At 70.6% G+C, this 13,501-nt stretch carries 10 protein-coding genes; 2 read left to right on the plus strand and 8 right to left on the minus strand.

Annotated features, from left to right (window positions below; genetic code table 11):
* Positions 1-5: 5 nt before the first annotated feature.
* Positions 6-1,784 carry an ABC-F family ATP-binding cassette domain-containing protein gene (locus QM597_RS10820; protein WP_415004898.1) on the minus strand — a complete coding sequence of 593 codons (1,779 nt, stop codon included), beginning with the start codon at positions 1,782-1,784 and terminating at the stop codon, positions 6-8.
* A gap of 133 nt (positions 1,785-1,917) precedes the next feature.
* Here QM597_RS10820 and QM597_RS10825 point away from each other — a divergent pair, with 133 nt between their 5' ends.
* Together QM597_RS10825 and QM597_RS10830 are read left to right on the plus strand one after the other, a co-directional pair.
* Positions 1,918-2,880: an ATP-binding cassette domain-containing protein gene (locus QM597_RS10825; RefSeq protein ID WP_415004899.1), complete on the plus strand. Its 963-nt coding sequence runs from the start codon at positions 1,918-1,920 to the stop codon at positions 2,878-2,880.
* Complete coding sequence (locus tag QM597_RS10830; RefSeq protein ID WP_415004900.1) at positions 2,877-3,680, plus strand: ABC transporter permease; 804 nt, start codon at positions 2,877-2,879, stop codon at positions 3,678-3,680. The genes QM597_RS10825 and QM597_RS10830 overlap by 4 nt, the downstream gene beginning before the upstream one ends.
* 3 nt (positions 3,681-3,683) lie before the next feature.
* Here QM597_RS10830 and QM597_RS10835 read toward each other — a convergent pair whose 3' ends face one another.
* The 7 genes from QM597_RS10835 to QM597_RS10865 form a co-directional block, all read right to left on the minus strand.
* On the minus strand, positions 3,684-6,791 hold the full coding sequence (locus QM597_RS10835) for a BTAD domain-containing putative transcriptional regulator (RefSeq protein WP_415004901.1): 3,108 nt from the start codon (positions 6,789-6,791) through the stop codon (positions 3,684-3,686).
* Entirely contained in the window at positions 6,769-7,674 is a 906-nt protein-coding gene (locus QM597_RS10840) for a 4-(cytidine 5'-diphospho)-2-C-methyl-D-erythritol kinase (RefSeq protein ID WP_415004902.1), read from the minus strand. The genes QM597_RS10835 and QM597_RS10840 overlap by 23 nt, the downstream gene beginning before the upstream one ends.
* Before the next feature lie 229 nt (positions 7,675-7,903).
* Positions 7,904-8,749, minus strand: a complete 846-nt coding sequence (rsmA, locus tag QM597_RS10845; protein WP_415004903.1) for a 16S rRNA (adenine(1518)-N(6)/adenine(1519)-N(6))-dimethyltransferase RsmA — start codon at positions 8,747-8,749, stop codon at positions 7,904-7,906.
* Positions 8,750-8,778: 29 nt separating this feature from the next.
* The gene (locus QM597_RS10850; protein ID WP_415004904.1) at positions 8,779-9,942 is read right to left on the minus strand and encodes a ubiquitin-like domain-containing protein; all 1,164 of its coding nucleotides are present in this window, start codon (positions 9,940-9,942) and stop codon (positions 8,779-8,781) included.
* Between the two features lie 98 nt (positions 9,943-10,040).
* Entirely contained in the window at positions 10,041-10,913 is an 873-nt protein-coding gene (locus tag QM597_RS10855) for a TatD family hydrolase (protein ID WP_415004905.1), read from the minus strand.
* Positions 10,914-10,979: 66 nt separating this feature from the next.
* On the minus strand, positions 10,980-12,554 hold the full coding sequence (metG, locus tag QM597_RS10860) for a methionine--tRNA ligase (protein ID WP_415004906.1): 1,575 nt from the start codon (positions 12,552-12,554) through the stop codon (positions 10,980-10,982).
* Positions 12,555-12,697: 143 nt separating this feature from the next.
* The coding region (locus tag QM597_RS10865) for an Ig-like domain-containing protein (RefSeq protein ID WP_415004907.1) at positions 12,698-13,501 on the minus strand (804 nt) is incomplete at its 5' end.

Raw genomic sequence — 13,501 nt, forward strand, 5'->3', positions numbered from 1 at the left:
CCAGCTCAGCTGTCGGACAGGAGTTCGGACAGCTCCAGCCAGCGGTCTTCCAGGGACGCCGCCTCGGCCTCGATCCCGGCGACCCGCTCGGCGAGCTGCTGGAGGCCCGTGTAGTCGCTCTGGTCGTGCTCCGCCATGCCTGCGTGCAGGCGCTCGACCTCGGCGGCCAGCTTGTCGAGGCGGCGTTCGATGGAGGAAACCTCCTTCTGCCGAGCACGACGCTCGGCACCCGACAGACCCGCAGAACGGTTCGCCGGAGTGATCGGTGCAGGAGCGGCCACCTGCGGCTCCCGCGCCAGCCGCAGATACTCGTCGATGCCTCCGGGAAGGTGACGCAGGCGGCCGTCGAGGACGGCGTACTGATGGTCGGTGACCCGCTCCAGCAGGTAGCGGTCGTGCGAGACGACAAGCAGCGTTCCCGGCCAGGTGTCGAGCAGGTCCTCGACCGCCGCGAGCATGTCGGTATCGAGGTCGTTGGTCGGTTCGTCGAGGATCAGCACGTTCGGCTCGTCGAGCAGCACGAGCAGCAACTGCAGGCGCCGCTTCTGCCCGCCGGACAGGTCGCGCACCGGCGTCGCCAGCTGACCGGCGCGAAAGCCCAGCCGCTCCAACAGCTGCGCGGGCGTCAACTCCTTGCCCCCGGCCGCATACGTCGCCCGCTGCCGCGCAATCACGTCGGCCACCCGCTCGTCGGCCACCGCGTCCAGCTCGTGCAACGACTGCGAGAGCGTGGCGATCCGCACCGTCTTGCCGCGCTTCACCCGTCCCTCGGTCGGTGAGACGTCACCGGTCACGAGTCCCAACAGTGTCGACTTGCCCGCACCGTTACGGCCGAGAATGCCCGCCCGCTCCCCCGGTCCGATCCGCCACTCGATCCGGTCCAGCACCCGATGACCGTCGTAGGACACCGAAGCATCGAGCAGATCGACCACGTCCTTGCCGAGCCGGGCCGTCGCCAGCTTCGTCAACTCGACCGCGTCACGCGGCGGCGGCTCGGCACCGATCAGCTCTGCGGCCGCGTCGAGGCGGAACTTCGGCTTCGAGGTGCGCGCCGGAGCACCCCGGCGCAGCCAGGCGAGCTCCTTGCGCAGCAGGTTGCGCCGACGCTCCTCGGCGGCGGCCGCCTGCCGGTCCCGCTCCACCCGCTGCAGCACATAGGCCGCATAGCCGCCCTCGAAGGAGTCGACCACGGCGTCGTGGACCTCCCACGTCGTGCGGCACACGGCGTCGAGGAACCACCGGTCGTGCGTCACCACCGCCAGCGCCCGGTCCCGCGCGGCCCAGCCGTCCAGATGCTCGGCGAGCCAAGCCACGCCCTCGACGTCGAGATGGTTGGTCGGCTCGTCGAGGATCAGCACGTCCCACTCCCCGGCCAGCAGCGCGGCCAAGGCGGTCCGCCGTCGCTGACCTCCGCTGAGCGAGCCGACCGGCGCGTCCCAGTCGATGCCGCCGAGCAGCCCGGCGACGATATCCCGGATGCGCGCATCGCCGGCCCACTCGTGGTCGGCCCGCTCCCCGGCCACCACCGCGCCGACCGTCGCGCCCGCAGGCAGCGTGTCGGCCTGATCGAGGAAGCCGACCCGCAGGTCGCGCCGCCACGTGACACGCCCGGCGTCGAGCGAGCGGCGCTTCGCCAGCGCACCGAGCAGCGTCGACTTGCCGTCCCCGTTGCGGCCGACCACCCCGACCCGGTCGCCTTCGCCGAGACCGAGGGTGACCCCGTCGAGCACCCGTTTGGCGGGCACGTCGACGGTGAGTCCCTCGCCGACGATGAGCGGGATCACGGGGCGGAAAGGGCGCGCTGCGCCGGGGCCGATGTCACCGGACCAACCTACGCGGTCGCCTCACTGTCAGCCGACGCGCCGCCGGTCAGCAGGGCGACAGCGCCGTGCCAGCGGCCGCCGTCAGGCTCGTGCCATGACCTATGCGATCCAAGCCGAAGGGCTGACCAAGCGCTTCGGCGACACCCAGGCACTTGACGGCATCGACCTCACCCTGCCCGAAGGCACCGTGCTCGGCGTCCTCGGTCCCAACGGCGCCGGCAAGACCACCGCCGTCCGCATCCTCGCCACCTTGCAGCGCCCCGACGGCGGCCGCGCCCTCGTCGCCGGGCACGACGTCGTCCGCGACGCCAACGCCGTCCGGCGCGCCATCGGCCTGACCGGGCAGTACGCCTCGGTCGACGAAATGCTGACCGGGCGCGAGAACCTCGTCCTGTTCGGCCGACTGCTCAACCTGCGCCGTGCGGACGCGGCCGCCCGTGCCGCCGAGCTGCTTCGCCAGTTCGACCTGGGAGAGGCCGCCGACCGGCGCATCAAGACCTACTCCGGCGGCATGCGCCGGCGGCTCGACCTGGCCGCCAGCCTCGTCGGCCGCCCCTCGGTGATCTTCCTCGACGAGCCGACCACCGGCCTCGACCCGAGCAAGCGCGACGACGTGTGGAACCTCGTACGCCGACTGACCGAAGAAGGGACGTCGGTGCTGCTGACCACCCAGTACCTCGAAGAGGCCGACGCGCTGGCCGACGCCATCACCGTCATCGACCGCGGGCGCGTCATCGCCGACGGGACCGCGACCGAACTCAAGCAGGTCGTCGGCGGCCGGTTCCTGCGGGTCCAGCCGACGCACGCCGGCGATCTCGGCGCGGTGCGCGGCGTGCTCGAACGGCATTCCTCCGCGGGCGTCGAGTCGCCCGGGCGCGGCGTGCTGACGATGCCCATCGAGGGCGAGCAGGCCTTCGCCCGCATCGTCGCCGACCTCGCCGCCCACGACCTCCCAGTGACCGAGCTGTCGATGCAGCTGCCCAGTCTCGACGAGGTCTTCTTCTCCCTCATCGGCCGCAGCGGCGAGCCGGCCGACACCCAGGAGGCCCTGGCATGACCACACTCGCCCTTCCCCCCGAACGCCTCGACACCGAGCCGCCGTTCGCCTGGCTGCGCCACTCGCTGGTGCTCGCCGGCCGGTCGGTCACCACGATGGTGCGCCACCCCGAGCAGTTCTTCGACGTCACGCTGCAGCCCGCGCTGTTCCTCGTCATCTTCGTGTACGTGCTCGGCGGGGCGATCAGCGGATCGACGCACGACTACCTGCAGTTCGTACTGCCCGGCATCATGCTGCAGACGGTCCTGTTCAGCACCGTGAGCATCGGCGTGAACCTCAACACCGACATCAAGGAGGGCGTGTTCGACCGCTTCCGGTCGCTGCCCATCGCCCGGTCGGCTCCGTTGATCGGCGCGGTCATCGCCGAGGGCATGCGCTACTCCATCACGATCCTCGTGACGCTGCTCATGGGCTTCGTCATGGGCTATCGCACGACGAGCGGACTGCCCGGCGTCCTCGCGGCCTACCTGCTGGCGCTCGGCTTCGCCTGGTCGCTGTGCTGGATCTCGGTATGGCTCGGCATGGTGGCCCGCGAGTCCGGCTCGGTGCAGGGCTTCGGAATGCTGGCGATGTTCCCGCTGACGTTCGGATCGAGCATGTTCGCCTCGGCCGACACGATGCCCGGCTGGCTCAAAGCGTTCGTCCAGGTCAATCCCGTCACGCATCTGACCGATGCACTGCGCGGCATCCTCACCGGCGGGCCGGTCGCGCAGGACGTGTTCTGGTCGGTCGTCACCGCCGGAGCGATCCTGGTGATCTTCGCGCCGCTGGCCGTGCGGGCCTACCTGCGCAAGGCGTGAGCCTCAGCGCTCGTCGACCCGGATGAGGGCGAGGGCGGCGGGGCGGTCGAGTGCCCGTCCCGCCGCCAGCGCCTCGTCGAACGCCGCCGGGCCGAGCGCCTCGCGCAACCGGTCGGCGAACTCGCGGCTCCGGGGATCCGACAGGTCTTCGCGGCCGCGGATCTGATCGGCCGCGCCGAGCCGCCGGGCGGCCAGGGGGGCATCGCCCTCGGCCAGGGCCAGGTGCGCCGAGGACACCGCGAGGGTCGCGACGATGGGCATGTCGTCGGTGCGGTCGGCGTGGAGGAAACCCCGCCGAAGCGCGGCCACGGCCTCCTCAAGGCGACCGGCCGCCAGGTAGGCCCGTGTCAGCAGGGCGTGCAGGAGGGCGCGGGAATGGGAGTTCCCCGGCACGACAGCGCTCGCACACGACTCCAGCAAGCACACCGCCTGGTCGGCGTCGCCCTCGATCAGGAGGATGCGCGCCAGGAGGACCGTGACGATCCCCCGGCTGCGCTCGCCCGTCGCCGCAGCGCGCAGCGCCTCGAGTTCGGCCTTGAGTTCGCCGAGTTGCTCGAGCGTCGCCGTCGCGACCCGCGCGCCGATGATGTGCGAACGCACATAGGCATGGTCGTCGTCGGCACCCAGCTGCTCCAGCGCGATCAGCGCCTCCTGCCAGGACGCGATGGCCTCGTCGAACCGGCCCTGCATCGACTCCTCGTTGCCCCGCGCGGTCAGCGCTGCCGCCAGGCCCGAGCGATCACCGACCGCCCGGAACCCCTCCACCGCTGCCTCGATCCGAGCCGGGTCGACCGGCCCCTGACCGGCGTTGTCGATCAGCATGACGCCCGTCAGGGCGACGGCCGCCCGGCTCCACGGGTCGGTCGGCTCCTCCAGGACACGGTCACCGAGCAGCCCGAAGAAGTCGAGAGCCGCGAGCACCACGTCGCCCCAGAAGCCCCGCACCCGGCCGGTGTCGTGGGCGGCCAGGATCGCCGCGACGTGACCGTCCAGGCCGTCGCGCTCGCCGCGCTCCAGTTCGGCCAGCGCCATCATGGCGTGCAGGACCAGCTCGACCGACGGGTCGTCCCCGGCCGGGAGCGCGGCGACCTCGCCGGCCCACAGGGCCAGCTCCTCCTCCTGCCCGCGCATGACCCAGTACCAGAACACGACCAGCAGGATCGAGCCGCTGCGGACCCGGTCGCCGGTGTCGATGGCGAACCGCAGCGCGGCGGCGATATTGCCCCATTCGAGGTCGATGAGGCGCAGCGATTCGAGCTGCTCGGGTCCGCGCAGCCGCGCGTCGTGGGCGTGGAGGAAGCGCAGCATGTGATCGAGGTGGGCCTCGCGGACGGCGGTGACCTCGCCGTGCTCGACCAGTCGGTCCATACCGTATTCGCGCAGGGTCTCCAGCATGCGAAAGCGCGGCTCGCCGGCAGCCCGGAGGGGCGCGAGCAGCGACTTGTCCACGAGCGCGCCGAGCAGGTCCGCAGCCCGGTCGGGGTCGAGGCCGGTCACCGCCGCCGCCCCGTCGGCGGTGATGCCCGCGGGGAACACCGCGACGCGCTCGGCGAGGCGGCGCTCGGCGTCATCGAGCAGGTCCCAGCTCCAGTCGACCACCGCGCGAAGGGTGCGATGGCGCGGCAGCGCGGTGCGGCTGCCGCCGGTCAGGAGCCGGAACCGGTCGCCGAGGCGGGCCGCGATCTGATCGACGGTCACGGTGCGCAGCCGCGCGGCGGCCAGCTCGACCGCGAGCGGCAAGCCGTCCAGACGCGAGACGATGTCGATCACCGCAGGCAGCGTCGCGTCGTCGAGCGCGAATGCGTGGTCGGCGCTGCGCGCCCGCTCCACGAACAGCCGGACGGCGCTGTACTCCCTGGCCTCCTCGACGCTCACCGCATGCTCGGGCAGCATCAGCGGTTCGAGCGGATAGACCGCCTCGCCGTCGACGCGCAGCAACTCGCGGCTCGTGGCGACGATGCGCAGGCCGGGACCGTGCGCCAGCAGGTCCGCGGCCAGCCGGGCGGCGGCATCGATGACGTGTTCACAGTTGTCCAGGAGCAGGAGGCCGTCGAGGGCCGCGGCACCGTCCAGCAGCCGCTGACGTTCGTCCATCACGGCGGGTTTGGAGCGGCGATCCACCGCCGAGACCTCGGTCAGGTCGAGTGCCGCGCCGACGAGCCGGACGACGTCCAGTTCGGTGCCGGCTGCAGCCAGCTCCGCGAGCCACACCTCGGCGGTGTCCACCACCCGCGCGGCTTCGACGGCCAGGCGGGTCTTGCCCGCACCGCCGGGGCCGAGGATCGTCACCAGGCGGCTCGCGCGCAGCGCCTCGACCACCGCAGCGACTGCCGTGTCGCGGCCAACGAACGACGTCAGGGCCACCGGGAGGCGGCGGGCGGCGGGCCGGGGCTGCCCGGTCGTCTCGCCGCGTAGGAGCCGCACATGCAGGTCCCGCAGCGCCGGCGAGGGGTCGATGCCCAGGTCGTCGGCGAGTCGCGCCCGCAACTCCTCGTACGCCTCGACGGCCTCGGCGACGCGGCCGGTCGCGGCCAGCGCCTCCAACCGCAGCCGCCAGCCCTCCTCGCGGTGCGGGTTCTCCCGGCTGAAGGCGACGATCTCGGCCACGGTGGCGGCCGTCGCGCCGTCGGCGAGCCGGTTCGCGAGCGCCAGTTCGAGGGACGCCAGGCGCGACTCCTCCAACCCGTGCGCCAGTTCACGCACGAACGGCGGGTCGCCTGCGTCGGCGCACAGGCTCCCCCGCCACAGGCCCGCAGCGGCCGGGTCGCGGGCCGCCAGCAGCCGTTCCAGGTCGGCGAGGTCGCACGAGTCGACGCGCAGCGAGTAGCCTGCGGGCGACCACGACAGGGCCTCGCCGTCGGGCAGCCGGCGGCGGGTCCGTGACACGACGGACTGCAGCGCGCCGCGCGCGTCGGCCGGGAGGTCGTCGCCCCACAGGTCGTCGATCACCGCATCGGCCGGCAGCGGACGGCCGCCGGCCAGGGCCAGGCGTGCGACGAGCGCCCGGCTGCGGGTGCCGCCGAGGTCGATCTCGCGGCCGGCGGCCAGCACCCGGACTGGGCCGAGCAGTTCGACGCGAAGCCCCGCGCTAGCCGATGATGCGAGCGCCATGAGCGGGACCGTGGGTGTGGATCACGTCGGCGCAGCTCGGCAGGTCCCACAGCTCGGCGGTGATGAACTCGACCTCGGCGTCGCCGTCCAGCAGGAAGACGCACGTCGGCCCCGAACCCGACACCAGGCCGGCGAGCGCACCCGCATCGACGCCGCGCTGCAGCACGCCGTCGAGTTCGGGCCGCAGCGAGAGGGCCGCCATCTCCAGGTCGTTGGACAGGAAGTCGGCCACCCGCTCCACATCGTTGCCGCGCAGTGCCGCCATCAGCTCCGGCGCGATGCGGGGCGGATCGGGGTCGGGCACGAGGCGGTCGAACTCGGCGAACACGGCCGGTGTCGACAGGCCCTCCTCGGCGACGACGATGAGAAAGCTGTAGCGGCCGCGCGCGAGCACCGGCATGATCTGCTCGCCCCGGCCGGTGCCCACCCCGATGCCGCCGTGCAGCAGGAACGGCACGTCGCTGCCGATCTCCTCGGCCAGGGAGGACAGTTCGTCTCGGTCGGCGTCGATGCCGAGGACGGTGTTGGCACCCACCAGTGCGGCGGCGGCGTCGGACGACCCGCCCGCCATGCCCCCGGCGACCGGAATGACCTTGCGGATCGCCAGGTCGACGCCCTGGCCGACGCCGGCAGCCGAGCGCAGCGTCTCGACGGCGCGCACCGCGAGATTGTCCGGACCGAGCGGTACGTCCGCGCGCTCGTGGCCCTCGATCTGGACCGTGACGGTGATCTGATCGTCCTCACGCGCCGTGACCCGCACGGTGTCGTGCAGGTCGAGCGCCATGTAGACGGTGGCCAGTTCGTGAAAACCGTCGGCGCGCAGCGGCCCGACCGACAACCCGAGGTTGATCTTGGCGGGGGCGCGCACGAGCGTCGACGTCACGGCTCCAACCTAGAGGATGCGCGGAAAGGGGGACCTCGGTCATTGAGGAAGGACCCTTCGAGGCTCCTCGTTCCTCGTCGCACCTCAGGGACCTGTTCGGTCATCCGGTCCCTGAGGTGCGAGCTTGCGAGCCTCGAAGGGACACGCCGACGCAGGCTTCGAGGCTCGTCGCAAGCTCCTCGCACCTCAGCCAGCGGCAACCCGGTCCTTGAGGTACGAAGAGCACACCTCAGGGAGCAGGGCGCAGGGTCTCGGCGATGGCGCGGAAGCCCTGGACGTCGAGCTGTTCGCCGCGGGTGCGCGGATCGACGCCCGCTGCGACGAGCGCGGCCTCGGCGGCCTCCCCCGATCCGGCCAGGCTCGACAGTGCCGAACGCAGCGTCTTGCGGCGCTGCGCAAAGGCGGCATCGACCACCGCGAACGTCCGCAGCCGCGCGGCCTCGTCGCCCCACGGCTGCTCGTGGCGTGTCCAGGCGACGAGTTCGGAATCGACGTTGGGGACCGGCCAGAACACACTGCGCCCGACCGTCCCGGCGGCCTCGACCCGGCCGTACCAGGCCGCCTTGACACTCGGCACCCCGTAGGTGCGCGATCCGGGGCCGGCCGCGAGCCGGTGCGCGACCTCGGCCTGCACCATGACGAGCGCGCGGGTCACCGAGGGGTAGCGCTGCAGGATGTGCAGCAGCACCGGCACCGAGACGTTGTAGGGAAGATTGGCCACCAGCGCCGTCGGTGCCGGACCGGGCAGTTCCTCGATCCGCATCGCGTCGGCGAGCACGACCTCGACGTCGCGGCCCGGAGCGCGCTCGGCCAGGGTCGACGGCAGCAATGCCGCGAGGACTTCGTCCACCTCGACCGCGACGACCCGGCGGACCCGCTCGGCCAGCGCCAGCGTCAGCGATCCCAGGCCAGGCCCGACCTCCAGCACCACATCGTCGGCACCCACGCCCGCGACGCGGACGATGCGTCGCACGGTATTGCCGTCGACGACGAAGTTCTGGCCGCGCTGCTTAGTCGGCCGAACCCCGGCACCCTCGGCGAGCCGACGGATGTCGGTCGCGCCGAGGAGACGCACGGGGTTCGGTTCGATCGATTCGTCGCGGCTCAGCTCAGGCCCAGCTTCGCCGAACAGTGCGGCCACTGGCCCCAGCCGGAGCGCGCCTGCAACATCTGGGCGCGCATGGTCTGCTCCTCGGCGGAAGCCTGCGACGGCAGGCCCGATCCGCCGACGGCCTTCCAGGTACCGACGCTGAACTGGTAGAGGCCGTGGTACAGGCCGTTGGCGCTCACCGCGTTCGGCCGGCCGCCGGACTCGCACTGCGCGAGCTTGGCCCACACGTCGTCACCGACGACGGTCTCCGGCTCCTTGGTGCCGTGCTTCTCGACCTGGGTCACCGGCTCGGTGGTGACGGTGCGCTCCAGCACGATGCGGTCGCGGACCTGGCCGTCGGCGATGACGACGTTGACCTTCTCGGTCGCCTTGCCGACGGTGCCCGGCGTCACGACGGTCTTCTGGCCCTCGTACGCCTCGGGGTCCTCCTGGACCGTGGTCTCGAACGGAACGTCGACCTCTTCGGTGCGTTCCTCGGTGACGATGCGCACGACCTGGAGGGTGGCGTCGGGGGTCACGTAGGCGTCCTTGCCCGGATTGACCTCGTCGTCGGCATCGAGGGTGACGTCGGCCTCCTCCAGCACGTCGGCCACGGTCGGCGCGGTGGTCTGCAGGTGCTGGGTCTGGCCGTCGGCGACGACCGTGAGGTCCTTCATGGAGCTGACGACGATGTCGAGGCCCTTTCGCGGGATCTTCTGATCGCTCTTGGCCGAGACGAAGTCGTCCTCGTCCGGCGTGACGCCGTGATCCTCAAGCAGGTCGCCGACCTTGGGGGCGTAGGTGATCTGCTCGGTGGCTGCGCCGTCGACGACGACGGTCACCGGCTTGGCGTATTCGATGACGACCGGCTCGTCCGAGGACGGGGCGTCATCGAGGTCGACGTTGATCTTGTCGTCGGCCTTCAATTCGATGCCACGCGAATCGAGGAACTCCTCGACCGTGTTGGAGAACGTACGGACGGTTTCGGTCTTGCCGTCGACCGTGAGTTCAACGGTCGTACTCATGGCGGCGTAAGCTGCGGCACCTCCGGAGAGGGCCAGGATCACGAACACGTTGAGGGCGATGACCCAGGGGGCCTTCGCTCCTCCGTCCTCGTCGCCTCGGCGCCATCGCGCCAGAAGATCGGCTCGGTCAAAACGGATATGGGGGAACTTCACTACTGCTTTCCTCGTCTGTTGGCACACGCTTCTCAGCGCTCGGTCAGCCCATCCAGGGTAACCAGCGAGACGGCCGCGTCAAAGCGATTCGCCGAAAATCAGGCTGCGGCGGGCCGATGGCGAGGCCAAGCACCCCCGAAGGCACGGTCGGTGTTCTCCTCGACCTGACGGCACAGCGCAGCGAGGTCGTCACCTCGTGTTTCGGCCATATTTCGCAGGGTAAAAGGGACGAGGAAGGAGGCGTTCGGACGGCCCCGATACGGCACTGGAGTCAGGAACGGCGCATCGGTCTCGACGAGGATCCGATCGGTCGGTGTGACATTGAGCGCATCGCGCAATTCGGGGGCGTTGGAGAACGTCACGGTACCCGAAAACGACAGGTAGGCACCGCGCTCGATGCAGGATCGCGCGAAGGCCGCATCGCCGCTGAAGCAGTGGAAGATCGTGCGCTCGGGCAGGCCCTCGTCGTCGAGGATCGCGAGCACGTCGGCGTGGGCGTCGCGGTCGTGGATGACGAGGGCGCGGTCGTGCCTCTTGGCGATGCGGATGTGCTCGCGGAAGGAGTGGTGCTGGGCCGCACGGCCGTCGGCACCGGTACGGAAGTAGTCCAGGCCGGTCTCGCCGACGGCGCGCACCTGGGGGTCGGCCGCGAGGGCGTCGATCTCGGCGATGGCTGCGTCCAGCTCACCTTTCTCGGCCAGCCGCGGTGCCTCGTTGGGGTGCAACGCGACCGCAGCAACGATGGCAGGGTGCTCGCGCGCGGTTTCGACGGCCCAGCGCGAGTCCTCCAGATCGCAGCCGACCTGCACGATCCGCGGCACGCCGACGGCCGCGGCCCGGTCGAGCGCGTCGGCGACCTCGATGCGCAGGCCGCCCCTGATCCGCACGTCGAGGTGGCAGTGGTTGTCGACGACCGGGTGGGGCAGCGGCTCCGGCGCTTCCGGCCACGGCCAGTCGACAGGATCAGTCATCGGTAGGTCCCTTCGAGGCTCGACCGCTTGCGGCCTCGCACCTCAGGGACCGGAGGCTGTCGCTCATCAGTCCTCCAGCTCGATGCGGGGGAACAGCGGTGCGGTCTTGACGACGGGGGTGCCCGGCGCGATCTGCCCCCAGCGCGGAACGTCATCGATGCGCTGATCGGCCAGCGCGCCGACCGTGGCCCCGCCGACGGACTCCCACAGCACCTCGGTCGCCTTCGGCATGACCGGATGCAGCAACACCGCGAGCGCGCGCAACCCCTCGACGGTGGTGTTGAGGATCGTGCCCAGGTACTCGCGCTGCGACTCGTCCTTGGCGACCTGCCAGGGCTGGGTGTCGGTGACGTAGCCGTTCAGGGCGTCGACAATGCGCCAGATCGCGGCGAGCGCGTCCTGCGGCGCGGCGGCGTCCACGGCCGCGTCGGCGTCGGTCGTCACCTGCGCGACGAGGTCGATGACGGCCTGTTCGCGTTCGGTGAGGTCACCGGCCGCAGGCAGGGTGCCATCGAAGTACTTGCCGACCATCGCCGCGGCCCGCGAGGCGAGGTTGCCCAGTCCGTTGGCGAGTTCGGCGTGGTAGCGCGCGCCGATGTCCTCCCACGAGATCGAGCCGTCGTTGCCGAAGGTCAGCGCGCGGGAGAAGTAGTAGCGGTAGGCGTCCGAGCCGAAGGTCTCCACGATCTCGTTCGGGTGGATGCCGTTGGCCTTGCTCTTGGACATCTTCTGCCCGCCGACGAGGATCCAGCCGTGCGCGAAGACCCGGTGCGGGATCGGCAGCCCGGCGGCCATGAGCATCGCCGGCCAGATGATCGCGTGAAAGCGGGCGATGTCCTTGCCGACGATGTGCAGGTCGGCCGGCCACATCCGCTCGAAGCGCTCCTCGTCGTCGCCGTAGCCGATGGCGGTGACGTAGTTCAGCAATGCCTCGACCCAGACATAGAAGATGTGGTCGGTGTCCCAGGGCACGCGGATGCCCCAGTCGAAGGTCGATCGGGAGATCGACAGGTCCGTGAGTCCGCGCGAAACGAAACTGACGACCTCGTTGCGGGCCGAGGCCGGGGCGATGAAGTCGGGGTTCGCCTCGTAGAAGTCGAGCAACTTCTGCTGGTAGTCGCTGAGCCGGAAGAAGTAGTTGGTCTCGGTCATGTGCTCGACCCGTGAGCCGTCGAGCGTGGAGACCTTGTGGCCCTCGTCGTCGCCCTCGCCGTCGGCGACGTCGTCGTCGCCGACGAACTCCTCCGAGCCGACCGAGTACCAGCCGGTGAACTCGCCCTTGTAGACCGCACCGGCGTCGAAGAGGCGCTGCCAGAACGCCTGCGTGCCGATCTTGTGCCGCTCCTCGGAGGTGCGGATGAAGTCGTCGTTGGCGGCGTCGATGGTCTGGAGCATCGGCTTCCACTCGCGCTCGACGAGGCCGTCGACCCAGGCCTGCGGGTCGACACCATTGGCCTCGGCCTTGCGCAGCACCTTCTGGCCGTGCTCGTCGACGCCGGTGAGGTACCAAACGCTCTCGCCGCGCTGACGGTGCCAGCGGGTCAGGACGTCGCCCATCGTCGTCGTATAGCCGTGCCCGATGTGTGGCGCATCGTTGACGTAGAAGATGGGCGTGGTCGCGTAGAACGTCCGATCTGCCATAGCCCCCATCCTAGGTGCTCGGCGACCGTCCACGGCTCTGCGTCCGCGTCTCTGGGTGTGCTGGGCTACAGGCCGCCTCCGCACCTTAACGACCCGAAGCCGCCCCGGGTCCCTGAGGTGCGACGAAGGAGCCTCGAAGGGACCTACCGGCCGTGTGGGGTGCTGGTGGGGCGGTGGCGGAGTCGTAGGAGTACCAGGCCAAGGGCGAGAGCGATCATGGCGATGAACAAGGCGGCCACGCCGATGACCGAGCCGGTTCCTGGGAGGAGTCCAGATGCCGACGCCGTGGTGTCCGTGGTCGGGGTGGTCGTGGTGGTGTCGGCTGCCGTGATCTCCCCGGTGATCTGCCCGCTGTACCAGGTGAGTGTTTGGGAGTCCTGCACCACATAGGTCACCGGGGGTACTGCCCCGGTGTACCCGTCGGCCGGGGTGAACGTGATCCGTCCGGTGGTCGTGTCCACGGTCCAGGTGCCTTCGGGGAACTCGACAGTCGTGACCGGTAGGCCCGTGACCGGATCCACCAACCGGACGGTGGTCGGGTCGAGGTTCGGGTTGCCGTCATTAGCGAGTGGATCGATGACCAACGGACCCGACCCCTCGGTGCCGGTCACCGTGTCATCGACCGCCGGTTCGGCCACCGTGACCGTGAGCACGGCGCTGTAAGGATTCCCGTCGCCATCGAACACCACATACGTCACCGGGGCCGGCGGGGTCGTGGACACGTCATCGTTCGGCGTGAACACCACCTGGCCGTCCACCACGCTCCACACGCCACCATCAACCGTCAACGTAGTCACCAGCTCGCCCGTATCCGGATCCACCAGAGACAACGTGTCAGCATCCGCATCCGTGATGCCGTCGTTCGACAACACGTCCACGGTGACCGGGGTGCCGGGCACCACCACCGCCGTGTCATCGACCGCAGACTCGGTAACCGTGAGCGTCAC

Source organism: Aeromicrobium sp. (assembly GCF_047607065.1).
Taxonomy (GTDB): Bacteria; Actinomycetota; Actinomycetes; order Propionibacteriales; family Nocardioidaceae; genus Aeromicrobium.